Origin of the sequence: Micrococcus flavus, from assembly GCF_014204815.1 — a bacterium.
Classification (GTDB): domain Bacteria; phylum Actinomycetota; class Actinomycetes; order Actinomycetales; family Micrococcaceae; genus Micrococcus; species Micrococcus flavus.
Genome location: NZ_JACHMC010000001.1, coordinates 1,499,344 through 1,522,665 on the forward strand (window position 1 = coordinate 1,499,344; position 23,322 = coordinate 1,522,665).

Annotated in this window: 25 protein-coding genes; 5 read left to right on the plus strand and 20 right to left on the minus strand. The window is 72.4% G+C overall.

Annotation, left to right across the window (positions count from 1 at the left end; translation table 11 throughout):
- Positions 1–54: 54 nt before the first annotated feature.
- Positions 55–1,410, plus strand: a complete 1,356-nt coding sequence (locus BJ976_RS06935) for an AI-2E family transporter (protein WP_229667110.1) — start codon at positions 55–57, stop codon at positions 1,408–1,410.
- A gap of 10 nt (positions 1,411–1,420) precedes the next feature.
- On the opposite strand, the gene BJ976_RS06940 is transcribed toward BJ976_RS06935, so the two are convergent.
- Together BJ976_RS06940 and BJ976_RS06945 are read right to left on the minus strand one after the other, a co-directional pair.
- Entirely contained in the window at positions 1,421–1,780 is a 360-nt protein-coding gene (locus tag BJ976_RS06940) for an Rv1322 family protein (protein ID WP_135028199.1), read from the minus strand.
- A 66-nt stretch (positions 1,781–1,846) separates the two neighbouring features.
- Entirely contained in the window at positions 1,847–2,374 is a 528-nt protein-coding gene (locus tag BJ976_RS06945; protein WP_135028201.1) for a TetR/AcrR family transcriptional regulator, read from the minus strand.
- Positions 2,375–2,427: 53 nt separating this feature from the next.
- Here BJ976_RS06945 and BJ976_RS06950 point away from each other — a divergent pair, with 53 nt between their 5' ends.
- Positions 2,428–3,255 (plus strand): SDR family NAD(P)-dependent oxidoreductase, encoded by an 828-nt coding sequence (locus tag BJ976_RS06950; RefSeq protein WP_135028203.1) that lies wholly within the window; start codon positions 2,428–2,430, stop codon positions 3,253–3,255.
- A gap of 153 nt (positions 3,256–3,408) precedes the next feature.
- Positions 3,409–4,446: an IS481 family transposase gene (locus tag BJ976_RS06955; RefSeq protein WP_135028205.1), complete on the plus strand. Its 1,038-nt coding sequence runs from the start codon at positions 3,409–3,411 to the stop codon at positions 4,444–4,446.
- On the opposite strand, the gene BJ976_RS06960 is transcribed toward BJ976_RS06955, so the two are convergent.
- Positions 4,380–5,081 (minus strand): AbiV family abortive infection protein, encoded by a 702-nt coding sequence (locus tag BJ976_RS06960; RefSeq protein WP_135028207.1) that lies wholly within the window; start codon positions 5,079–5,081, stop codon positions 4,380–4,382. The genes BJ976_RS06955 and BJ976_RS06960 overlap by 67 nt on opposite strands.
- Positions 5,082–5,151: 70 nt before the next feature.
- Between BJ976_RS06960 and nucS the strand changes: the two genes are divergently transcribed.
- Positions 5,152–5,847, plus strand: a complete 696-nt coding sequence (gene nucS / locus BJ976_RS06965; RefSeq protein WP_135028209.1) for an endonuclease NucS — start codon at positions 5,152–5,154, stop codon at positions 5,845–5,847.
- Positions 5,825–6,649, plus strand: a complete 825-nt coding sequence (locus BJ976_RS06970) for a hypothetical protein (protein ID WP_135028211.1) — start codon at positions 5,825–5,827, stop codon at positions 6,647–6,649. The genes nucS and BJ976_RS06970 overlap by 23 nt, the downstream gene beginning before the upstream one ends.
- 112 nt (positions 6,650–6,761) lie before the next feature.
- On the opposite strand, the gene BJ976_RS06975 is transcribed toward BJ976_RS06970, so the two are convergent.
- The 17 genes from BJ976_RS06975 to thrC form a co-directional block, all read right to left on the minus strand.
- Positions 6,762–7,163, minus strand: a complete 402-nt coding sequence (locus tag BJ976_RS06975) for a DUF2550 family protein (protein ID WP_167736887.1) — start codon at positions 7,161–7,163, stop codon at positions 6,762–6,764.
- Positions 7,164–7,198: 35 nt separating this feature from the next.
- The gene (locus BJ976_RS06980) at positions 7,199–7,471 is read right to left on the minus strand and encodes a F0F1 ATP synthase subunit epsilon (RefSeq protein WP_135028216.1); all 273 of its coding nucleotides are present in this window, start codon (positions 7,469–7,471) and stop codon (positions 7,199–7,201) included.
- Between the two features lie 3 nt (positions 7,472–7,474).
- Positions 7,475–8,929 carry a F0F1 ATP synthase subunit beta gene (gene atpD / locus BJ976_RS06985; RefSeq protein ID WP_135028217.1) on the minus strand — a complete coding sequence of 485 codons (1,455 nt, stop codon included), beginning with the start codon at positions 8,927–8,929 and terminating at the stop codon, positions 7,475–7,477.
- A gap of 50 nt (positions 8,930–8,979) precedes the next feature.
- Positions 8,980–9,873, minus strand: a complete 894-nt coding sequence (locus BJ976_RS06990) for a F0F1 ATP synthase subunit gamma (RefSeq protein ID WP_135028219.1) — start codon at positions 9,871–9,873, stop codon at positions 8,980–8,982.
- Positions 9,874–9,956: 83 nt separating this feature from the next.
- The gene (gene atpA / locus BJ976_RS06995; RefSeq protein WP_135028538.1) at positions 9,957–11,591 is read right to left on the minus strand and encodes a F0F1 ATP synthase subunit alpha; all 1,635 of its coding nucleotides are present in this window, start codon (positions 11,589–11,591) and stop codon (positions 9,957–9,959) included.
- A gap of 96 nt (positions 11,592–11,687) precedes the next feature.
- Entirely contained in the window at positions 11,688–12,503 is an 816-nt protein-coding gene (locus BJ976_RS07000; protein WP_135028221.1) for a F0F1 ATP synthase subunit delta, read from the minus strand.
- Positions 12,500–13,054, minus strand: coding sequence for a F0F1 ATP synthase subunit B (locus BJ976_RS07005; protein ID WP_135028223.1), 555 nt, complete (start codon positions 13,052–13,054; stop codon positions 12,500–12,502). The genes BJ976_RS07000 and BJ976_RS07005 overlap by 4 nt, the downstream gene beginning before the upstream one ends.
- 85 nt (positions 13,055–13,139) lie before the next feature.
- Complete coding sequence (locus BJ976_RS07010) at positions 13,140–13,352, minus strand: ATP synthase subunit C-like protein (protein WP_135028225.1); 213 nt, start codon at positions 13,350–13,352, stop codon at positions 13,140–13,142.
- A gap of 151 nt (positions 13,353–13,503) precedes the next feature.
- Complete coding sequence (atpB, locus tag BJ976_RS07015) at positions 13,504–14,304, minus strand: F0F1 ATP synthase subunit A (RefSeq protein ID WP_135028227.1); 801 nt, start codon at positions 14,302–14,304, stop codon at positions 13,504–13,506.
- Between the two features lie 200 nt (positions 14,305–14,504).
- A complete protein-coding gene (locus BJ976_RS07020) occupies positions 14,505–14,957 on the minus strand; it encodes a hypothetical protein (RefSeq protein WP_135028229.1) in 453 nt (150 codons plus the stop codon).
- On the minus strand, positions 14,944–16,095 hold the full coding sequence (locus BJ976_RS07025; protein ID WP_135028231.1) for an MraY family glycosyltransferase: 1,152 nt from the start codon (positions 16,093–16,095) through the stop codon (positions 14,944–14,946). The genes BJ976_RS07020 and BJ976_RS07025 overlap by 14 nt, the downstream gene beginning before the upstream one ends.
- A gap of 10 nt (positions 16,096–16,105) precedes the next feature.
- Positions 16,106–16,804, minus strand: coding sequence for an L-threonylcarbamoyladenylate synthase (locus BJ976_RS07030; RefSeq protein ID WP_135028233.1), 699 nt, complete (start codon positions 16,802–16,804; stop codon positions 16,106–16,108).
- Entirely contained in the window at positions 16,801–17,751 is a 951-nt protein-coding gene (gene prmC, locus BJ976_RS07035; RefSeq protein ID WP_135028235.1) for a peptide chain release factor N(5)-glutamine methyltransferase, read from the minus strand. The genes BJ976_RS07030 and prmC overlap by 4 nt, the downstream gene beginning before the upstream one ends.
- The gene (prfA, locus tag BJ976_RS07040; protein ID WP_135028237.1) at positions 17,748–18,842 is read right to left on the minus strand and encodes a peptide chain release factor 1; all 1,095 of its coding nucleotides are present in this window, start codon (positions 18,840–18,842) and stop codon (positions 17,748–17,750) included. Before prfA ends, prmC begins: the two co-directional genes overlap by 4 nt.
- 89 nt (positions 18,843–18,931) lie before the next feature.
- On the minus strand, positions 18,932–20,947 hold the full coding sequence (gene rho / locus BJ976_RS07045) for a transcription termination factor Rho (RefSeq protein WP_135028239.1): 2,016 nt from the start codon (positions 20,945–20,947) through the stop codon (positions 18,932–18,934).
- Positions 20,948–21,251: 304 nt separating this feature from the next.
- Entirely contained in the window at positions 21,252–22,205 is a 954-nt protein-coding gene (gene thrB, locus BJ976_RS07050) for a homoserine kinase (protein WP_135028241.1), read from the minus strand.
- A 4-nt stretch (positions 22,206–22,209) separates the two neighbouring features.
- On the minus strand, positions 22,210–23,322 hold the full coding sequence (gene thrC, locus BJ976_RS07055; RefSeq protein ID WP_135028243.1) for a threonine synthase: 1,113 nt from the start codon (positions 23,320–23,322) through the stop codon (positions 22,210–22,212).

The window sequence follows — 23,322 nt, forward strand, 5'->3', positions numbered from 1 at the left end:
CCCGCGCCGCCGGTCGCCCGCGGCGTGCGCGGGCCCCTCGCGTAGTCTGGCGCCGTGCAGCCAGGTCAGCGCCCCACCAGCCCCGCTTCGCGCTCCGCCGCGCCGTCCGAGGACACCGCCGCCCGCGCCCCCGGGTCGACGGCGGCCCCCCGCCCGGAGCCCGCGGCCCCGGACCCGGCGACCACGCAGGTCCCGCCGGCCCCGGTGTCGATGGACGGCCCGGCCTCGTCCCGCCCGGGCACCCGCCCGACGGGCCTGTCGGCGCGCCTGGGGCGACGGCTGCGCTGGGGCGGGCTCGTACGTCGTCGCGACACCACATGGCTGCCCGCCGAGCCCGCGGACGACCCCACGGCCCCACCGCCGGCCGAGGACACCCCCGTCGTGACCGTCCGCGCCCCCGTGGCGACGGGGTTCCTGCTGGCTACCGGGGTGATGCTTGCGCTGAGCGTGGTGTGGGTGCTGCAGACCAACGGCCAGCTGCTCGTGTGGATCGCCGCCGCCCTGTTCATCGCCCTCGGCCTCGACCCGGTGGTGCGGCGCATCGAGCGCTGGGGCGCGCCCCGATGGGCGGGGGTCCTCGCCGCGGCGCTGGGCCTGGCGGCCGTGGCCGGCGCGATCGTGGCCCTGCTCGTGCCGACGGTCGTGGAGCAGTCGACCCAGCTCGTGACCGGCCTGCCCGCGACGGTCGAGGACGTCATGGGGACCCCGTGGTTCCAGCAGCTCGACCGCCAGTTCCGGATCCGGGACGCCATGAACCAGCAGGTCGAGGGGATCACCTCGGACGGCGCCGCCCTGTTCAGCGACCTGGTCGCGCTCGGCCAGACGTTGCTGAACGGTGCGTTCTCGGTGCTGATCGTCGTCGTGCTCTCCCTGTACTTCCTCGCCTCCCTGCCGCAGGTGAAGTCCTGGGTGTACCGCATGGCGCCGCGCTCGAAGCGCGGGCGGGTCGAGGTGCTCGGCGAGGAGATCAGCTCGTCCGTGGGCTACTACGTGATGGGGCAGACGGTGGTGGCGGTGCTCAACGGCACGGTCGCCTTCCTGGCGATGTCGATCGCCGGCACGCCGTTCGCAGCGCTCCTGGCGTTCGCCGCCGCGATCCTCGCCTTCATCCCGCTCGTCGGCGCGGTCCTCGGCGGCACACTGTTGACCCTGATGAGCCTGCTGGAGTCGTGGCAGAGCGCGGCCGTGTTCGCCGCGATCTACTTCCTCTACCTGCAGGTCGAGGCGTACGTCGTCTCCCCCCGCGTCATGGCCCGCACCGTGGCGGTGCCCGCATCGGTGGCCGTGATCGCCGTGATCGCCGGCGGCGCACTGCTCGGCCCCCTGGGCGCCATCATGGGCATCCCGACGGCGGCGGCGATCCTGCTCCTGGTCCGCGAGGTCCTCATCCCGCGCCAGGACGAGCGCTGACCCCGGCCCCTCAGCGGGAGGCGCGGGTGCGCCAGCACACCGGATGCCAGTGGCGACGGTCCGCCCCGGCGTCCTCGTCGCCCATGATCCAGTCGGAGCGCCACGCCACCAGGTGCGCCTGGCCCTGGCGGATGGTCCGCCCGCAGCCCGGGCACGTGTAGTCCTTTACGGCTCGCCAGGCGGGGATGTCACGGACGTGCCAGCCGCCGTCGCCGCCCGTCTGGTGCGAGTACCCGCTGTCCCAGCCCAGGGCCTGCTCGAGCGGGTCGGCGCGGCCGGGACCGAGGCGGGACCGGCGCGGCGTGCCGCCGTCCGCGCGCCCCCCGCGGCGCGGGGCCGAGGGGCGGCGGGGGCGGTTCGAGCGGGGCATGCCACCCATGCTGGCACACGGGCCGCGCTGCACCCCGCCCCTAGATGTACTGACCGGGGATGTTGATCAATCGGGCCGGTGAAGGCGTCGAACGGATTCGACGTGGTCTGCCAGCTCGCCGTCGGTGAGAGGGGGCAGTCGGAGGAACCATCGGTACAGGAGGGGGGCCAGCAGAAGCTCTGTGGCTCGCTCGGGATTGTCGAGTCCGTCGGCAGCAACCACCCGCGCGAACTGCTGCTGCTGGCGCTGAAGAAGTGCGGTGTGGAACTGACGTGCGATCACCGCGTCGCTCTGGACTGCGGCGGCCAGCATCCGTAGCAGCGAGGCTCGCGGTTCTGACGCGAGTTCGGCGCTGGTCGCCTTCAGCGCCTCGACGAGCTCGGGGTAGTTGCTGGCGGGTTCGGACACGGCAGATTCCGTCGCCAGGGCGTCGAACAGGAGTGCATGGATCGATGGCCATGTGCGGTAGAGCGTTTGCTTGCCGACACCGGCTTCGGCCGCGACGCCTTCCATGGTGAGTGCGTTCGGGCCGCCGCGCTCTGCGAGGCGCAGGACGGCGGAAAGAACGCGAGCGGCGGTGGCAGGGCGGGCCATGCCAGCAGTATAGAAACGAGACGCACCGTCTCGTAACGTGCTTGAATGGGCCTATGACCACACCGAAGACCTGGTTCATCACCGGTGCGAGCAGCGGCCTCGGCCTTGCGTTGACCCGCCGGGTGCTGGCTGTGGGTGATCGCGTCGTTGCAACGAGCCGGCGGGGCGTGCTCCCTGTGCAGCACCCGTCTCTGAGCGTGGTGCGGCTCAACCCGGCCGACCGGGATGAGTGCCGGCGGGCCATTCTGAAAGGTCACGAGACCGCGGGCTGTCTAGACGTCTTGGTGAACAACGCGGGCTATGGCCTCGTCGGTGCCACTGAGGAAGTCAGCGAGGAGGAAGCGAGGGCCATCCTCAACGTCGACCTTCTCGGCCCCTTGTGGCTCACGCAGGCTGCTCTTCCGCTGATGCGTGCCCAGGGCAGTGGTCACATCGTTCAGATCTCGTCGACCGGCGGAGTCGGTGCCATGCCCCTGCTCGGGCTCTACAACGCCGCGAAGTGGGGTCTCGAGGGGTTTACCGAATCCTTGGCGGGCGAGGTGAGCTCGATGGGTGTGCGAGTCACCCTCGTTGAGGTCGGTGCTATGAATACCCAGTGGGCCACCTCGGGGATGCAGTTCAGTGCACCAATTCCCGCGTATGACGAGCTGCGCGAACGACTCTTCGGAACCGCTGTCGTGCCATGGCCAAGCGAGCCTGGGGCCACGGGCGGCGGGTCGTCGCCGGAGGCCATCGCCGAGGGGATCCTTGCCCACGTCACAGCATCGGAAGGACCCCTGCGGCTGGTCCTCGGTGAGGGGGCCGCCGACCAGATCCGCATGGTCCTCGATCAACGCCAGCAGGACTATGCAGGTCAGCCGGGATTTCAGGTCGACCACTGACCGGCGTCGAACAGTCGGCTGTGTTCATCGACTGGGCGGAGTCGTTCAGGCCAGCCCTCAGCGGCGGACCGCTCCACGTTCGCAGTCGCGTCATGAATTGCCCGGGATGCAGGCCACTTCGGGTGGCCTGCCTTCCCGCTCTGAGGAGGACTTATCAGCCACGCCAACGCGGCTCTGACACCACGTCACCGCCTGAAGGTCGCCCGTCTCGTTCTTGAGGACGGGTGGCCGATCAACGAGGTCGCCGCCCGCTTCCAGGTGTCCTGGCCGACCGTGAAGCGATGGGTCGACCGGTACCTGGCCGGCGAGTCGATGCAGGACCGGTCGTCACGCCCAAGAACGTCGCCGAACAAGACCGCGAAGACGGTGTCAAAGCGGTGCGTGAGCCTTCGAATGCGACTGCGGGAAGGGCCCGTTCAGATCGCTTCCCGACTCGACATCGCACCGTCCACCGTGCATCGCATCCTCACCACGGCGCGCCTGAACCGGTTGTCCTACGTGGATTGCACCACCGGTGAGCCCGTCCGCCGGTACGAGCACCCTCACCCCGGGTCGCTGGTTCACGTGGACGTGAAGAAGGTCGGGAACATCCCTGACGGTGGCGGTTGGCGCTACGTCGGCCGCCGCCAAGGCGAGAAGAACCGCGCCGCCACCCCAGGCAAGCCGCGCAACCAGTACGGCGGCCTGAAACTCGGGTACGCGTTCGTCCACACCGTCATCGACGACCACTCCCGCGTCGCATACACCGAGGTCCACGACGACGAGACCGCCATCACTGCCGTCGCCGTCCTTCGCCGGGCGGTGCAGTGGTTCGCCGGCCATGGCGTCACCATCGAGCGGGTGCTGTCGGACAACGGTGGGGCGTACCGCTCGCACCTGTGGCGCGATACCTGCCATGGCCTGTCGATCACGCCGAAACGGACCCGCCCGTACCGCCCGCAGACCAATGGGAAGGTGGAGCGCTTCCACCGGACGATGGCCGACGGGTGGGCCTACGCCCGCTGCTACACCAGCGAGCAAGAACGCCGCGACGCGCTCGAGCCGTGGCTGGGGCACTACAACGAAGTGCGACCGCATACCGCGTGCGGTAACCAGCCGCCACTCACCAAACTCAGAGCGGCTGGCTACTCTTCGGCGGCTTCGACGCCCACGCCGGGCGGCTCCTGGGTGAAGAACTCGGGGTCCGAGTAGGGAAGGATCGTCCAGTGGAGATCCCCCGCCGAGTCGATCCGGCTAGGAACGGAGGCGTCTTGTTGGCGGGTGTGGTCCTGGATCAGATGCATCTGAACTACCTTGGCCGCTCGACGAATCTGCTCCACGATCCCCCCGGCGGGTATGTCCAGCGGCGAGGAGATCCGGTCGGCTGCACGGTCGACATAGAAGCCAGCCTGCTTGTCGAGGTTCCGCTGCCGCGCCAACCCATGGAACGTCTCCAAGTCCGGCAACTGGTAGTACGCGATCCGACGGTCTGGGTCCCAGAAGCCACCCAGACCTGACGCAAACTGCTCCGCCACCTGCAGCTTTTCTGCATGTGGTGCGCGGGTGGTGCGTAGGCCGTCCGGAACCCGAACCAGGCCAGGTTCGTGAGGCTGCACCCCGTAGAGGCCCAAAGGTGCACTCCACTCCCACTCGGCGGCCTCGTAAAGCCAGCGTGCCTTCGCCACTTCCTCCATCGCGAGCACCAGGAGCGCCTGAGCCCGGCCGGCACTGCCCCGGGCCGCCAGGGCGTGGGCATCCTCCACAAGCGCCACCGCGTTCGCCATCAGGGACTTCCACCATCGGCGCGCGAAGTCTGCGCTGACCTCTTCAACCTGCAGCTCGCCCATGCAGCGAGTATCTCGCGTCACCGGCCGATCCTCGATCAACGTCTCCGGTCAGTACACCTAGACTGGGGCGGTGCGTCTCGTCATCGCCCGCTGCTCCGTCACCTATGAGGGCCGCCTCAACGCCCACCTGCCCACCGCCACGCGCCTGCTGATGGTCAAGGCGGACGGGTCCGTCCTCGTGCACTCGGACGGCGGCTCGTACAAGCCCCTGAACTGGATGTCCCCGCCCGCCACGCTGCACGTCGAGGAGCCCTCCGAGGAGCAGGCCGCGCAGGGCGTGGCGCAGGTGTGGCGGGTGCAGGCGAAGAAGTCGGACGACCGGCTCACCGTGCTCCTCGAGGAGGTCCTCTCGGACACCAGCCATGATCTCGGCGTGGACCCGGGCCTGGTGAAGGACGGCGTGGAGGCGGACCTGCAGCGCCTGCTCGCCGAGCAGATCGGCCTCCTCGGGGACGGCCACACCCTGGTCCGGCGCGAGTACATGACGGCGATCGGCCCCGTGGACATCCTCGCCAAGGGCCCGGGCGGGCACGCGGTGGCGGTGGAGCTCAAGCGCCGCGGAGACATCGACGGTGTCGAGCAGCTCACCCGGTACCTCGAGCTGATGAACCGGGACCCGCTGCTGGCGCCGGTCACCGGCGTGTTCGCCGCACAGCAGATCAAGCCGCAGGCCCGCACCCTGGCCGAGGACCGCGGGATCCGCTGCGTGACCCTCGACTACGACGCGATGCGCGGCGTCGACGATGCCGAGTCCCGCCTGTTCTGAGCCGCCGGACGGGCTGGTCGCCGCCACCGCGCCGCTCGTGGGCCCGGACCCCGGAGCCGACCCCGTCCCGTGGACGGCCGTGTGGGCGGAGGAGGACGGGGCCGAAGACGTCCTCGTGTGGTCCGGCCCGGCGGACCGTGCATCCCGCGCCCTGCTGGTCCGTGCCCGCCCCGTGCCCGCCCTGCGTCTGAGCTCCACCCTGATGGACCACCACGTCCACGGGGGCACAGGCGTGGACGCGGCCACCGCCGACCCGGACGCGGTGGTCCGATGGCTGCGGTCCCTGCGGTCCGCCGGCGTGGGCCGCACCCTGGCCTCGCTGCCCGCCCTGGGCCCGGAGGCGCTGGCCGAGGCCCTCGAGCGGCTGCGCGGACCCTGGGAGCGGGGGCTGCTGGCCGGGGCGCACCTCGAGGGCCCCTTCCTCTCCCCCGCCCGCGCGGGGGCCCACGCCCCGGAGGTCCTCTGCCCGCCCGACTCCGCGGCGGGCCGGCGGATCCAGGCCGTGATCGACGCCGTCCGAGGCGCGGGCGACCCCACCCCCGTGGTGACGCACCTGTTCAACGCGATGCGCCCCTTCCATCACCGCGACCCGGGACCCCTGCCCGCGCTCCTGGCCGCCGCCCGTCAGGGTCGGGCGCGCCTCGAGCTGATCGCCGACGGCGTGCACGTGGCCGACGAGGTGCTGGCGGAGCTCCTCGAGGACCCCGGGCTGGCGCCCCGCATCCTCCTGGTCTCCGCCGCCGTGGCGGCCACGGGTGCCCGTGCGCGCCGCGGCGGACGCGCCCCGCCTGGACGCCGGTGACTCCCCCGCCCTGGCCGGCGGCGCGGTCGGCCTGCCGCCGGCGGGCGGGTGCGGGTCCTCACCGTTCCGGAGGGGGCGCGGCGGGCCGGGTGACCCGTGGCCGGCTCGGCCCTCAGGCCCGGCCCGGCGGATGCCACCAGGAGTGCCCGGCCTGGGAGGGACCGGACTCGGACCATGCGCGCAGCGCGCCGGCGACGGCGTCCTCCACCTCGAGGGTCACCGCGGCGCCGGCGGTGCCGATCTCCAGGCGCGTGCGACCGGCGGTCTCCGCGGGCGCCCGGGTGATCTCGAGGTCCCAGCGACGCGCCGACCAGCACGTCCGCTCGGGCAGCCACCGGGACGCGAGGGACAGCCGGTCCTCCCCGTAGCGCCCCACCACCCGACGGCGTCGGCCGCCCTCGCCCACGACGACGCCGTCGAACGCCCCCGGAGACGACATGAGGGTCCGGTGCCGCATCCAGGCGGCCAGCGCCAGCAGTGCGAGCACTGCCGACGCCGCCACGAGAAGCAGCACCGGACCCTGCATGATCGAGCGGCCGGTCCGCGGCGTCAGGCCGCGGCACCGCCCAGCTGGGCGGCAGAGGCCGCGATCACCACGCGGTCGTGGTCCACGGAGAAGAAGCCTCCCTGGGCCTGCGCGGTGACGGTCCCGCCGTCGGTGGTGCGGACCACGACCTCGCCGTCGCCGAGCACGGCGAGCATCGGGGTGTGGCCGGGGAGGATGCCGATCTCGCCGTTGATCGTGCGCGCCGAGACGGCGGACGCCGACCCGGACCAGATGGCCTTCTCCTCGGAGACGATCTCCACTGCGAGCTCAGCCATGGATCAGCCCTCGGCCTGGATCTTGGCCCACTCGCGCTCGACGTCGTCCATGCCGCCGACGTTGTAGAAGGCCTGCTCGGCGATGTGGTCCACGTCGCCGTCGGCGATCGCCTTGAAGCCCTCCACCGTGTCCTTGATCGGCACGGTGGAGCCCTCCACGCCGGTGAACTGCTTGGCGGTGTAGGTGTTCTGCGAGAGGAACTGCTCGATCTTGCGGGCGCGGCCCACGGTGATCTTGTCCTCCTCGGAGAGCTCGTCCACGCCGAGGATCGCGATGATGTCCTGCAGCTCCTTGTTCTTCTGCAGGATCTGCTTCACGCGGATGGCGGTGTCGTAGTGGTCCTGGCCCACGTACTGCGGGTCGAGGATGCGCGAGGTCGACGCCAGCGGATCCACCGCCGGGTACAGACCGCGGGACGCGAGGTCACGGGTCAGGTTGGTCGTGGCGTCCAGGTGGGCGAACACGTTGGCCGGGGCCGGGTCCGTGTAGTCGTCCGCGGGGACGTAGACGGCCTGCATCGAGGTGATGGAGTGGCCGCGGGTCGAGGTGATGCGCTCCTGCAGGACGCCCATCTCGTCCGCCAGGTTCGGCTGGTAGCCCACCGCGGAGGGCATGCGGCCCAGCAGCGTGGAGACCTCGGAGCCGGCCTGCGAGAAGCGGAAGATGTTGTCGATGAACAGCAGCACGTCCTGGTTCTGCACATCGCGGAAGTACTCCGCCATGGTCAGCGCGGACAGGGCCACGCGCAGACGCGTTCCCGGCGGCTCGTCCATCTGGCCGAACACGAGGGCGGTGTCCTTGAGGACGTCCGCCTCGTCCATCTCGACCCACAGGTCGTTGCCCTCACGGGTGCGCTCGCCCACGCCGGCGAACACGGAGGTGCCGCCGAAGTTGCGGGCCACGCGGGTGATCATCTCCTGGATGAGCACGGTCTTGCCCACGCCGGCGCCGCCGAACAGGCCGATCTTGCCGCCCTTGATGTACGGGGTCAGCAGGTCGATCACCTTGATGCCGGTCTCCAGCATCTCGGTGGAGCCCTCCAGGGAGGCGAAGCTCGGGGCGGGCCGGTGGATCGGCCAGCGCTCCTGGACGCCCAGCTCGGAGATCGGCATGTCCAGGCTCTCGCCGAGCACGTTGAAGATGTGGCCCTTGACCACGTCGCCGACGGGCACGGAGATCGGGGCGCCGGTGTCCTGCACGTCGGCGCCGCGGACGAGGCCGTCGGTCGACTGCAGCGAGATGGCGCGCACCATGTTGTCGCCGAGGTGCTGGGCGACCTCGAAGGTGATGGTGCGGGTCTGGCCGGCGAGCGTGACCTGCGTGGTCAGCGCGTTGTAGACCTCCGGCATGGCGTTCGCCGGGAACTCGGCGTCGATCACGGGGCCGATGACGCGGGCGACGCGCCCGGTGGCGCCGGCGGTGGGTGCCGCGCCCTGGTCGGTGAAGGTGGCAGTCATCTCTCTCACTTCTATCGTGTGTGGATGGCGGGTCGGATGAGTCGAGGGGCTCAGGAGTTGTTGAGCGCGTCCGCGCCCGCGATGAGCTCGGTGAGCTCCTGGGTGATCTCCGCCTGACGGGCGTTGTTCATCAGGAGCGTGTACTCCTTGATGAGGCTCGTGGCGTTGTCACCGGCCGACTTCATGGCCCGCTGACGGTTGGCCAGCTCGGAGGCGGCCGACTGGAGCATGGCGTTGAAGATGCGCGACTCGATGTACTTCGGCAGGAGGGCGTCGAGGACCTCCTCGGCGTCCGGCTCGAACTCGTAGAGCGGGAGGACGTCCTCGGCGGTGGCCGAGACCTCCTCGACGACCTCGAGCGGCAGCAGCCGGATGACGCGCGGGGTCTGCTTCACGAGCGACTCGAACTCGGTGAAGACCACGTGGATCTCGTCCACGCCGCCCGCCGCGGTGTCCTTGAGGAAGGCGTCCACGAGGGTGCGGCCGATCTCCTTGGCGCGCTCGGCCTTGGGGGCGTCCGTCTGGCCCGTCCACAGCTCGACGTACTCGCGGCCGCGGAAGTCGAAGTACGTCTGCGCCTTGCGGCCCAGCACGTAGACGTCCACGTCCCTGCCCTGCTCGTGGAGGGCGGTGAGCAGCTGCTCGGCCTTGCGCAGGACGTTGGCCGAGTACGCGCCGGCCAGGCCGCGGTCGGAGGACATGATGAGCACGGCGGCCCGCGTGGGGTTCTCGCGCTCGGTGGTGAGCACGTGCTCGATGTCGTGCTGGCTGGAGACGGCGCTGACGGCCCGCGTGATCGCGTTCGCGTAGGGCAGCGACTGGTTGACCCGCTCGCGTGCCTTCGTGATGCGGGACGTGGCGATCAGCTCCATCGCCTTGAAGATCTTGCGCATCGACGTCGTCGAGGCGATCTTCTGGCGGTAGACCCGGATCTGGGCTCCCATGGTGGTCCTTTCCCTGGCGGGAGGGCGGCCCGGCGTCGTCCCCGTGGGGTCCGACGCCGGATCACTTCCTCACCGACCGTCGGTCAGCGCTTCTGCTTGGTGATCTGCTCCTGCGCGACCTGGTCCTGACCGATCGCGCGGTGCTCCTCGTGGCCGGGGACGACACCGTCGTGGCCGGTGGCCTGGAAGCCCTTCTTGAACGCCTCGATCTCGCGCTCCAGCGCGGCGACCGTGTCGTCCTCGAGCTTGCCGGTCGAGCCGATCGCCGCGAGGGCGACGTCCTTGCGGCGCAGGTGGTCGATGAACTCGCGCTCGAAGCGCAGCACGTCCTCCACCGAGACCTCGTCGAGGTGGCCCTTGGAGCCGGCCCAGATGGACACGACCTGCTCCTCGACCGGGTACGGCGAGTACTGCGGCTGCTTGAGCAGCTCCATCAGGCGCTCACCTCGGGCGAGCTGGCGGCGGGTGGCCGGGTCCAGGTCGGAGGCGAACATGGAGAACGCCTGCTGGTCGCGGTACTGCGCCAGGTCGAGCTTCAGCGTGCCGGAGACCTTCTTCATGGCCTTCACCTGCGCGGCGCCGCCCACGCGGGACACCGAGATGCCCACGTCCACGGCCGGACGCTGGTTGGCGTTGAACAGGTCCGACTGCAGGAAGATCTGGCCGTCGGTGATGGAGATGACGTTGGTCGGGATGTAGGCCGACACGTCGTTCGCCTTGGTCTCGATCAGCGGCAGGCCGGTCATCGAGCCCGCGCCCATCTCGTCCGAGAGCTTGGCGCAGCGCTCGAGGAGCCGGGAGTGGAGGTAGAAGACGTCGCCCGGGTAGGCCTCGCGTCCCGGGGGACGGCGCAGCAGCAGGGACACGGCGCGGTAGGCCTCGGCCTGCTTCGACAGGTCGTCGAAGATGATCAGGACGTGCTTGCCGCCGTACATCCAGTGCTGGCCGATGGCCGAGCCGGCGTAGGGGGCGAGGTACTTGAAGCCGGCCGGGTCGGAGGCCGGGGAGGCCACGATCGTGGTGTACTCCAGGGCGCCGTGCTCCTCGAGGGTCGCGCGGACGCCGGCGATCGTGGAGGCCTTCTGGCCCACGGCCACGTAGACGCAGCGGACCTGCTTGTCCACGTCGCCCGACTCCCAGTTCGCCTTCTGGTTCAGGATGGTGTCGACGGCGATGGCCGTCTTGCCGGTCTGGCGGTCACCGATGATCAGCTGGCGCTGGCCGCGGCCGATCGGGATCATGGCGTCGATCGCCTTGATGCCGGTCTGCAGCGGCTCGTGCACCGACTTGCGCTGGGTCACGGTGGGCGCCTGCAGCTCGAGGGCGCGGCGGCCCTCGGCCTCGATCGGGCCCATGTCGTCCAGCGGCTGGCCCAGCGGGTCCACGACGCGGCCCAGGAAGCCGTCGCCCACGGGCACGGAGAGGATCTCCCCCGTGCGCTGGACCTCCATGCCCTCGCGGATCTCCTGGAACTCGCCGAGCACCACGACGCCGATCTCACGGGCGTCGAGGTTCTGGGCCAGGCCGAGGATGCCGTTCTCGAAGCGCAGCAGCTCGTTCGCCATGACGGAGGGGAGGCCCTCCACCCGGGCGATGCCGTCCGCCGCGGAGATGACGCGGCCCACCTCGGTGCGCTCGGTGTCCGACGGTTCGTACGATGCCGCGAAGTCGTTCAAGGCATTGCGGACATCGTCGGCGTTGATGGTCAGTTCGGCCATCTGCAGTCCCTGCTCTCTGTGCTTGGTGATCATCGACGTGACGATGATGCGGATGTTCGTGGATGGGCCGTGGGCGGCCTGGCCGGCACGCGCCGGTCAGGCCGCCATGCGGCGCTGGAGGTCGTTGAGCCGGCTGGCCATGGACCCGTCGACGACGTCGTCCCCGACCTGCACGCGGATGCCCCCCACCACGGAGGGGTCCACGGTCACATCGAGCACGAGGTCCCGGCCGAAGGCCCGGCGCAGGCCCGCGGCGAGCCGCTCCTGCTGACCGGCGTCGAGCGGACGGGCGACCGTCACCTCGGCGATCCACTGGCGCTGGCGCTCCGCCACGACGTCCGCGTGCTGACGCACCGCGGCGAAGGGCTTGACGCCGCGCGGGGAGGCCACCGCGCGCTCGACGAGCAGACGGCCGGCCTCGGAGGCCTGCGGCCCCAGGAGGCGCGTGGCCAGCTGCGCCCGCGCGGAGGCGGGGGCGCGCTGGTCGGTCAGCGCGCGCTGCACGTCGTGCGACTCCTCGGCCACGCGGTTGAAGGCCAGGAGCTCCCCCGAGAGGGCGGCCAGGCCGTCGTGCCCGCCACGGGCCGCCTCGCCGGCGGCCGCGTGGGCGGCCGCCGTCTCGAGGGCGTCCCCGAAGTCACGCTCGGTCGACCAGCGCCGACCCGCGAGGTCCTTGAGGACCTGCAGCGCACCGGGGCCCACCCGACTGCCGAACAGGGAGTCCACGACGCCGGAACGGCGCTCGGTGCTCCAGGCGGGGTCCGTGAGGGCGCGCCGCAGCCCGCCCTGCTGGTCCACGACGTCCAGCGCCGCGAACAGCTCGCGTGCCAGGGCGACGCCGCCCTCGTCCAGCACCGTGCCGACCTCCTTCAGGGAGGCGGCCAGCGAGTCCCTCGATGCGCCCGTGGTCATTCGGACACACCTGCGCTCTGGTGCCGGTCGAGGTCAGCGAGGAAGCGGTCCACCACACGCTGGGAGCGGGCGTCGTCCTCGAGGGACTCGCCCACGATCTTGCTCGCGAGGGTGGTGGCCAGCGTGCCGACCTCACCCTTGAGCTGCGCGGCGGCCTGGGCGCGGTCCGCGGCGATCTGGGCCTGGGCCTGCTCCGTGATGCGCGCCGACTCGGACGCGGCGCGCTCGCGCGCCTCGGCCACGATCTGGGCGCCCTCGGTGCGGGCCTCCTCGCGGATGCGGTTGGCCTCCTGGCGGGCGTCCGCCAGCTGGCTCTCGTAGTCCGCCATCATCGCGTTCGCCTCGGCCTGGGCCTTCTCTGCCTTGGCGAGACCGCCCTCGATCGCCTCGACGCGGTCCGTGTAGGACTTCTCGAGGGCCGGGACGATGAACTTGACGACGATGAACATCAGCACGGCGAAGCCCACCGTGGTGACGAGGATCTCCCACGGGTTCGGGATCAGGGGGTTGGCCCCCTCCGCCGCCGCGAGGATCAGTCCGTTGCTGATCATCTTCTAACCATCCTTCGATCGGGTGTCCTGTCAGGCGTGGGCCGGGCCGCCGCGGACACGGCGGCCGGCCCTGGCACGGACAGGATCAGTTGATGACGAAGGCGAAGACCAGGCCGAGGATGGCGAGGGCCTCGGCGAGCGCGAAGCCCAGGAGGGCGATCGGCTGCAGGATGCGCTGGGCCTCGGGCTGACGGGCGACGCCGTTGATGTAGGCGGCGAAGATGAGGCCCACGCCGATCGCGGAGCCGATGGCGGCGAGGCCGTAGCCGATCATGTTGAGGGAGCCGGAGATTTCCATGGTGCTTCCTTTCACGGGGCCGGGTGGTCCGGCCGGGTTGGGGGGAGGAGGTCCTCCCGGAGTGGTTCCTCCGAGCGGAGGGCCGGGAAGTCTGGTGACGGCGGTGCCGTCGGACCCGTCACCGCCGACCGGGGCCGGCGGTGCGGGGAGATCAGTGGTCGTTCGCGTCGATCGCGCCCTGGATGTACAGGGCGGTCAGGAGCGTGAACACGAAGGCCTGCAGGTACATGAGCAGGATCTCGAGGAGGTAGAGGGCCACCGAGGCCAGGATCACGAGGACGCCGGTGCCCGCCAGGAGCGGGTTGCCCGTCTGGGTGATCAGGAACGCGGCGCCGGCGCCGGCGAGCATCACGATCATGTGGCCGGCGAGCATGACGGCCATCAGTCGAAGGGAGTGGGTCAGCGGACGCACGATGAAGTTGGAGATGATCTCCAGCGGCACGAGCAGCGGCAGGATCCAGCCGGGGACGCCGGAGGGCACGACGGCGAGCTTGAGGTACTTCGGTCCATGGTGCTTGAGGCCCACGCCGATCCAGATCGCGTACACGATCAGGGCGATCGCATAGGCGGAGCCCGCGTGCGAGAAGGACGGCAGCTGGAACCCCGGGATGGCCCCAAAGAGGTTGTTCACGAGGACGAAGAAGAAGATCGCGAACAGCAGGGGGACCCACTGCTTGAAGTTCCGCTCTCCCATGACGTCCCGGCCGATGCCGTTGCGCACGAACGCGTAGCCGGACTCGGCGAGCCACTGGGCCCGGCCGGGGACCAGCTGCGGGCGGCGCATGGCCCACGCGAAGAACGCCGTGATGAGCACGACGGAGAGCAGCACCAGCAGCATCTGCTTGCCGAAGCCCGTCCCGTAGTGGGCGCCCCACGGCAGGAGATCCGGCAGGTGGGCGTCCGAGACGGACGGGGGCACGAATTCTGCGTTGGCCAGCACGAGGGGTAGCACGCGGGTCCTCTCCGAAGTGGTGCGCCGACGACCGGGTGCCCCGGCTCGGACGCGCGCGGCCCCGCGGCGGTGCGGGGCGGGCGAGATGAGGTCACGGAGCGGCACGCGGTGCCGTGGATGTGTTCGCTGTAGACGATATCAAACGGGGGCGGCCCTCCGTGCCGCGCACATCCGCATGGCGCCGCGGTCGAGGCCGGGTCTCAGGGCCCGTACACGGCGCGGCGCGTCCGCGCGAACACGAGCACCTCCACGACCTGCCACACGGCCACCGCGACGAGCGCTCCGGCGGCGGTCGGGAGGACCTGGGCCCAGGACGGCGGCGGCACCGCCGCGAGCAGCACGGCGTACAGCGCCAGCTTCGCCACGAGTGCCCCCATGGCCAGCGGCAGGGCGAGCTCGCGGGCGTGGTCCCACGCGAGCGCCGTCGTCGCCCCCGTCAGGGCCGAGAGGACCAGGACCACTCCCCCGCCGAGGAGTGCCGAGAGCGCCGCGGCGGACCCGTGGAGCAGGCCGGCGGCGGCCGTCACCAGGAGCAGGGCCACCGCGGTCGCGCCCGCACTCCAGCGCAGGATCCCCCACCACCCGGCACGGTTCTCCCAGCGCCGACGACGGCGGCGCCCGGCGCCGACGGAGCCGGCGTCACGGGCGCCCATGCCGACCTCCCGATCCGGTCGCGGCCGGCCGTGCGTCCTGGCCCTCGTGTCGGCGGTGCCGCAGCAGCGGGCGCAGGGTGACCCAGGCCGCGATGACCAGCACGAGCGCCGCCACGGGCAGGGCCGCGGCCGTGTGCACGAAGTTCAGGGACAGCGTTCCCCACGCCACGATGAACGCCCACAGCCACAGCACCGCGACGGCCTGCGGCTGGGTGAAGCCGCCGTCCACGAGGCGGTGGTGCAGGTGGCCGCGGTCCGCCGTGAACGGGCTGGCGCCCCGGGCGGTGCGGCGCAGGACCGAGGTGACGAGGTCGGCGAGCGGCAGGGCCACCACCGCCACGGACAGCAGCACGGGCATGTAGGCCGGGACGTTGCGGAAGCGGAAGCCCTCGAGCGCGCTGAGGTCCGCGGTGACGGCCACCGCCGCCGTGGACAGCAGCAGCCCCAGCAGCAGTGCCCCGCACTCCCCCATGAACACCGTGGCCGGGTGGCGGTTGTACGGCAGGAACCCCGCGCACGCCCCGATCAGCAGCGCCATCAGCAGCGTGGCGAGGTTCGAGTAGTCGAACTGGTGGATGGTGCGGGTGAGCAGGTAGGTGTAGACGAAGAAGGCGGAGCCGCCGATCAGGGCGATGCCCGCCGCCAGGCCGTCCAGTCCGTCGACGAAGTTGATCGCGTTCATCGTCAGGACCACGACGAACACCGTCAGCAGGATCTGCACCGGCTCGCTGCCCACCGGGACCCACCCCACGGGCATGGCCTCGATGCGGATGCCCCCCAGTGCCACGGCGAGGGCGGCACCGCACTGGCCCACGAGCTTGGCCCACCACGGCAGGTCGACGAGGTCGTCCACGGCGCCCACCACGAGGATGACGACCAACGCCGTCAGGAGGCCGTGCACGGGTTTCAGGTCCGTGAAGATGCCCGAGAAGAAGGGCACCGTGCCCGCCAGGGCCAGCCCGATGAGGACGGCCGCCACCATCGCCACGCCGCCGAACTTGGGCACGGGCCGGCCGTGCACGTCCCGGTCGCGCAGCGGCGTCCACGCGCCGGCACGCCGGCCGACCTCCCGCAGGAGCGGGGTCAGCGACACGCAGGCGAGCGTCGTGACGAGCACGACCAGGAGGTAGGCGCGCATGGGGGGCCGGTCAGCGCTCCCCGGGGTCCGGGTCGGTCAGCGCCTCCGGCACCGGCGGCTCCTCCCCCTCGGCCAGCAGGTCCGGGACGACCTCGCGGAGCTCCTCGAGCGGCACCGCGCCCTGGCGCGCCACCCGGAACGGCGTGACGGTGCAGTCCACGATCGTGGAGGGCGCGCGCGAGGACCGCTCCCCGCCGTCGAGGTAGAGGGCCACGGACTCGCCGAGCATCTCCTCGGCCTCCCGGGCCGTGGTGGCGGCGGCCATGCCGGTGCGGTTGGCGCTGGAGACGGCCATGGGGCCCACGGCGTAGAGGAGCTCGCGCGTGGCCGGGTCGGCGGGCACGCGCAGGGCCACCGTGCCCCGCGTCTCGCCGAGGTCCCAGGTGAGGGTGGGCTGGGACTTGAGGATCAGCGTGAGCGCTCCGGGCCAGAAGCGGCGGGCGAGCTCCTCAGCCGCGTCCGGGACGTCGTAGGCCAGGCCCGCCATGACGGAGCGGTCGGAGATCAGCACGGGCGGGGGCATGGTCCGTCCGCGGCCCTTGGCCGCCAGCAGGACGGCCACGGCCAGCGGGGAGAACGCGTCCGCGCCGATGCCGTAGACGGTGTCCGTCGGCAGGACCACGCAGCCGCGGTCGGCCAGCACGGCGCGGGCGCGCTCGATCGCACCGCTCAGGTCGGAGGGGTCGGAGACGTCGATGAACTCACTCACGGGGACATTGTCCCATCCACCCCGGGCGCGTCCGCCGCCGGGGCCCGACGCGCCGCCAGGAACCGGTCACGGCCGGCGGGGTCGGGCAGGACGCGCACGTCCGCGAACGCCCCCGAGGCGCTGGCGGCTGCCGACAGCTCCTCCCCCTGCGTCTCGTGGTGCTCCATCAGCACGGAGCCGCCCGGGCGCAGCAGGACCGCGGCCCGCCGCAGGATCCCCAGCGGCACGTCCAGTCCGCGCTCGCCGCCCCCGTACAGGGCGAGGGACGGATCGCGACGCGCCTCCTCCTGCGGGGGCTCCTCGGCGTCGGGCACGTAGGGCGGATTGGACAGGACGAGGTCGACGGACCCTGCGAGATCCTCCCCCGCGACAAGGGCGTCTGCTTGTCGGAGTGCCACGCCGTGAGGGGTCAGGTTGCGCTCGGCCCAGCCGGCGGCGACGGGGTCGAGCTCCACCGCCGTCACCTGCGCCGGGATGCCCCGCTCCCGCAGCCCCACCGCCACGGCCGCGGCGATGGCCCCGGAACCGGTGCACAGGTCCAGGACGACGAGCGGCCTCCGCCCCTGCCGCGCCCGGACGGCTCCCCGCCGCAGGGCCTCGTCCACGAGCGTCTCGGTCTCCGGCCGCGGCACGAACACCCCGGGACCCACGGCCAGGTCGAGGCCGTGGAAGGGGGCGGCGCCGGTCACGTGCTGGAGCGGCTCCCGCGCCGCGCGTCGGCCCACGAGCGCCGCGAACTCCTCGGCCTCGCCCGGTCCCGGCCGGGCGCCGGCGAGGATCCGCGCCAGGGCGGAGCCCCGGTCCTGGCCGAGCACGTGGGCCGCGAGCAGCTCGGCGTCGACGCGGGGCGCCTCCACCCCGGCTTCGGCGAGGGTCCCGACGGCGGCGCGGACCAGCCGCGACCAGTCGGCCGGCTCCGGCCGGGCCGGGCTCGGCGCGCCGCTCACACCGGCTCCTCGCCGAGAGCGGCCAGCCGGCGCTGCTCGTCGAGCTCGGTGCAGGAGGCGATCACGGCGGAGAGGTCACCGTCGAGCACAGCGTCCAGGTTGTGGGCCTTGTAGCCGGTCCGATGGTCGGCCACCCGGTTCTCCGGGAAGTTGTAGGTGCGGATCCGCTCGGCCCGATCCATCGTCCTCACCTGGGCGTGCCGGGCCGCCGCGTCCTGGGCGTCCTGCTGCTCGCGCCGTCGTTGCAGCAGCCGCGAGCGCAGCACCCGCATCGCGGCCTCCCGGTTCTGGATCTGGGACTTCTCGTTCTGCATGGACACCACGATCCCCGTGGGCAGGTGCGTCAGGCGCACCGCCGAGTCCGTGGTGTTGACGGACTGCCCGCCCGGGCCCGAGGAGCGGAAGACATCCACCTTCACCTCGTTCGGGTCGAGGGGCACCTCGTCCGGCTCGTCCACCTCGGGGAGCACCAGGACGCCGGCCGCGGAGGTGTGGATGCGGCCCTGGGACTCGGTCACCGGCACGCGCTGGACGCGGTGCACGCCGCCCTCGTACTTCAGGGCCGCGTACACCCCCTGGGACGGGTCCGTGCCGGAGCCCCGGACCGCGACCTGCGCGTCCTTGACCCCGCCCAGGTCCGACGGCGTGCTCGAGAGCACCTCGGTGCGCCAGCCCCGCGACTCCGCGTAGCGCAGGTACATCCGCAGCAGGTCCCCGGCGAACAGTGCGGCCTCCTCACCGCCCTCCCCGCCCTTGACCTCGAGGATCACGTCCCGGCCGTCGTCGGGGTCGCGCGGGATGAGCACCCGGCGCAGGCGCTCGGCCGCCTGGTCCAACGCGGCCTCCAGGGCCGGCAGCTCGGCGGCGAACGCCTCTCCGTCCTCCCCCGGGGCGGCGGCGAGCTCGCGGGCGTCGTCGCGGTCGGCGACGGCGGCGGTCCACGCCTCGTGGGCGGCCACCACCTGCCCGAGCTCGGCGTAGCGCCGGCCGACCCGCCGCGCGCGGCCGGCGTCGGCGTGCACGGCGGGGTCGGAGAGCTGCCGGGCGAGATCCCGGTGCTCGGCGATCAGACGGTCGACCGAGTCGAACACGTCGGCACCTCCCTGGTGGTGAGTCTCAGACGGGAGCGGCCCCGCCCCCGGACCGTGGGGTCCGGCGGCGGGGCCGCGAGCGGGACGGGTCAGTCCTCGCCCTTGGCGCCCAGCGTGGTCTTGGAGACCAGCATGAGGAACTCCGCGTTGGAGGCGGTGTCCTTGATCTTGTTGGTCAGCAGCTCGAGCGCCTGCTGCGTGTCCAGGCCCGAGAGCACGCGACGCAGCTTCCACATGATCTTGACCTCCTCGGCGGAGAGCAGGACCTCCTCACGGCGGGTGCCGGACGCGTTGACGTCCACGGCCGGGAAGATGCGGCGCTCGGCGAGCTGCCGGGACAGGCGCAGCTCCATGTTGCCGGTGCCCTTGAACTCCTCGAAGATCACCTCGTCCATGCGCGAGCCGGTCTCCACGAGCGCCGTGGCGAGGATGGTCAGCGAGCCGCCGTTCTCGATGTTGCGGGCTGCTCCGAAGAACTTCTTCGGCGGGTACAGCGCCGCCGAGTCCACGCCGCCGGAGAGGATGCGGCCTGACGCCGGGGCGGCCAGGTTGTACGCGCGGCCCAGACGGGTCATGGAGTCCAGCAGCACGACGACGTCGCGCCCCATCTCCACGAGGCGCTTGGCGCGCTCGATGGCGAGCTCGGCCACCGTGGTGTGGTCGTCCGCGGGGCGGTCGAAGGTCGAGGCGATGACCTCGCCGGCCACCGAGCGCTGCATGTCGGTGACCTCCTCGGGGCGCTCGTCCACGAGCACCATCATGAGGTGGACCTCGGGGTTGTTCTGCGTGATCGCGTTGGCGATCGACTGCAGGATCATCGTCTTGCCCGCCTTGGGCGGGGAGACGATCAGGCCGCGCTGGCCCTTGCCGATCGGGCTGACCAGGTCGATCACGCGGGGGCCCACGAGCTTGTGGTCCGTCTCCAGGCGCAGGCGCTCCGTGGGGTACAGCGGCACGAGCTTGTTGAACTCGACGCGCTGCGGGCTCTCCTCGGCGGGCTGGCCGTTGACCGTGGTCACCTTGACCAGGGCATTGAACTTCTGGTTGCGGCCGGAGCCGGTGTGCGGCTTCTCGCCCTCGCGCGGGGCGCGGATGGCGCCGACGACGGCGTCGCCCTTGCGCAGGCCGAAGCGCTTCACCATGGCCAGGGAGACGTAGACGTCCTTCTCGCCGGGCAGGTATCCGGAGGTCCGCACGAAGGCGTAGTTGTCCAGCACGTCGAGGATGCCGGCCACGGGCTGCAGGACGTCGTCCTCGGTCAGCTCGGTGTCGTCCACCTCGGGACCGCGGGTGCGCCGGTTGCGCCCGCGCTCGTTGCGGTTGCGGCGGTTGCGACGGCCGCGGCCGCCCTCCTCGTCCCGGTCCTCGCGACGCTGGCGCCCGCCGCGGTCCCCGCGGTCGGACTTCTCACCGCGGTCGCCGCGGTCGGACCCGTCGCCACGGTCCGGACGGTCGTCCTCCCGGCCGCCACGGTCCTCGCCGCGCTCGCCGGAGCGTCCCCGCTGGCGGCTGCGTCCACGACCCTCGCCGGAGCGGTCGTCCTCGCCCGTGGCGTCATCGTCGGACCGCTCGGTCCGGGCCTCGGGGGCGGAGCCGTCCTGGGCGGAGTCCGTCTGGCCGCGCTCGGCCCGCGGGTCCTCGGACCGGTCCGCGCCCCGGCGGCGGCGCGAGCGGCCGGAGCCGGACTCGCCCTCGCCGGAGCGCTCGCCGCGGCCGCCGGAGCGGCGGTCCTGGCCGGAGTCCTCCTGGGTGCGCTCGGGCTCCTGCTCGGCGGCCGGGGCCTCCTGTCCGGCGGGGGCGGGCTGCTCGGCCACGGCCCCGTCGGAGTCGGCACGGCGGGAGCGCCGGCGGCCGCGGGGCTGCGACGCGTCCTCGGCGGGCGCGGCCTCCTCGGCCTGCGGGGCCGGGGCCTGACGGGCCGCGGCGTCGCGGTCGGCGACGGAGCCGCCGCGCTGGTGGTCCGAGATGGCCGCCACGAGGTCCGTCTTGCGCATGCGCGAGCCGCCCCGGATGCCGAGCTGGGCGGCGAGCGCCTGCAGCTGGGCCAGCTTGAGGGAGGCGAGGCCGCCCCCGGCCGTGGTGGGCTGTTCGGTGGATTCGGTCACGAAGGTTCCTTCTCCCTCGTCAGCAGCCCTGCGGCGCGTCACGCGCGGCGGGCTGGGATGTGCGCCCGGCCGGGACGCACAACGGCGTCCCTGAGGACCGGAAGGTCTGGTCTTCCCTGATGACTCGGCGCCTCCCCGGCTCGCGCGCAGTCACTGCGTGGCGGAGCGGAGGCCCCGGAACTCGACCGGGCCGGGAAGCGGTGACGCTCCGCGCGAGACGTGCCGCGTGCGGGTCACCGGGCCGACGGCGTGCGGGACGGGACCGGCTGGTCACCGTCCGTGCCGGTCCGCGAGGCGGTCCGGATCAGCCGTGGTGGAGCGAGTCCACCCTAGCACCCTCGGCGGCCACGCCCGGGGTGAGCACGCGCCAGGCCGTTCCGTCCCCGCCGGTGAGCCCGCCCACGGCGTCGACGGCGCGACGCGCGGCCTCCTCCCCCGGGGCGAGGACCAGCACGGTGGGACCGGCGCCGGAGACGACCGCGGCGTGCCCGGCCGCTCGGAGTCCGGCCACCAGCGCGGCGGAGGACGGCATGGCCTCGGCGCGCGCGTCCTGGTGGAGACGGTCCCGGGTGGCCGGCAGGAGCAGGTCCGGGCGCGCGGTGAGGGCGAGCGTGAGCAGCGCGGCGCGTCCGGCCTGCTCGGCCGCCACGGCGTGGGCGACGGACGCGGGCAGCACGGAGCGTGCGGTGCGCGTGGACAGGGTGGTGTCCGGGATCGCGACGACGGGGGTGACGTCCGGGTGCAGCGCCAGCGGGGCGGTGGCCCAGCCGCGACCGCCCTCACGGGCCCACGAGACGGTGGCGCCGCCGACGAGGGCGGGGGCGACGTTGTCCGGATGCCCCTCGCGCCGGGCGGTGGCGTCGAGCAGCTCCTCCGGGGCGAGCCGCTCCGCCACGGGCAGCAGGCCCTCGGCGCCGAGGACCGCGGTCACCACGGCCGCGGCGGAGGACCCGAGGCCGCGGGCGTGCGGGATGCGGTTCACCGCGCGCAGGGCCAGGCCCGGGGCGCGGAAGCCGCGGCGGGTGAGGTGGGCGTGCGCGAGCCGCAGGATCAGGTGGTCCCCGTCCGTGGGCAGGGCCTCCGCCCCCTCCCCCTCGACGCGGGCCGTGTCCGGTCCGTCGACGACGGCGAGCTCCACCTCGTCCCGCAGCTCGAGGGCCAGGCCCATGGCGTCGAAGCCGGGGCCGAGGTTCGCGGAGGTGGCCGGGGCCGCCACGCGCACGGCAGCCCCGGGGTTCAGGTCTCGGATCTCGCGCACAGGATCAGGCCAGCCCGAGGGCCTCGGCCACGGTCACCACGTCGAACGGCACCGAGCGCGGGGAGATCTCGTCGCCGTCGGCGTTCTTCAGGGCCCACTGGGGGTCCTTGAGGCCGTGGCCGGTGACGGTGATGACCCACGTCTTGCCCTCGGGCACGTTCCCGGCCGCGTGGTGCTTGATCAAGCCGGCGACGCCCGCGGCGGAGGCCGGCTCCACGAACACGCCCTCCTTCGAGGACAGCCAGCGGTGGGCCTCGAGGATCTCCTCGTCGGTGACGGAGTCGATCATGCCGCCGGAGGCGTCCCGGGCGGCCGTGGCCAGGTCCCAGGAGGCGGGGTTGCCGATGCGGATGGCGGTGGCGATGGTGTCCGGGTCCGTGACGGGGTGGCCGAGGACGATCGGCGCGGCGCCCGCGGCCTGGAAGCCCCACATGACCGGGGTCCTCGTGGCCACCGTCGGCAGCTCCTCGTCCGAGGTGCCCGGGTGCGGGTTCACATACGGCCGGGCGTACTCCTGGTAGCCCTTCCAGTAGCCGGTGATGTTGCCGGCGTTGCCCACGGGCAGCAGGTGGTAGTCCGGGGCGTCGCCGAGGGTGTCCACGACCTCGAACGCGCCGGTCTTCTGCCCCTCGATGCGGGCCGGGTTCACGGAGTTCACGAGGAACACGGGGTAGTTCTCGGAGAGCTTGCGCGCGATGTCGAGGCAGTCGTCGAAGTTGCCCTGCACCTGCAGGATCTCGGCGCCGTGGGCCACGGCCTGGGACATCTTCCCCAGCGAGATCTTGCCCTCGGGCACCAGCACGGCGCAGGTCAGCCCGGCCTGCGCGGCGTACGCGGCGGCGGAGGCGGAGGTGTTGCCCGTGGAGGCGCACACGACGGCCTCGGCGCCGTTCTCCACGGCGGCGGTGATGGCCATGGTCATGCCGCGGTCCTTGAAGGACCCGGTGGGGTTCATGCCCTCGAACTTGACGTGGACGTCCCCGCGGACCAGCTCGGACAGGTGCGGGGCGCGGATGAGGGGGGTGCCGCCCTCGCCGAGGGTGACCACGCGGGTGTCCTCGGTGACGGGCAGGCGGTCGGCGTACTCGCGGATGACGCCGCGCCAGACGTGGGCCAT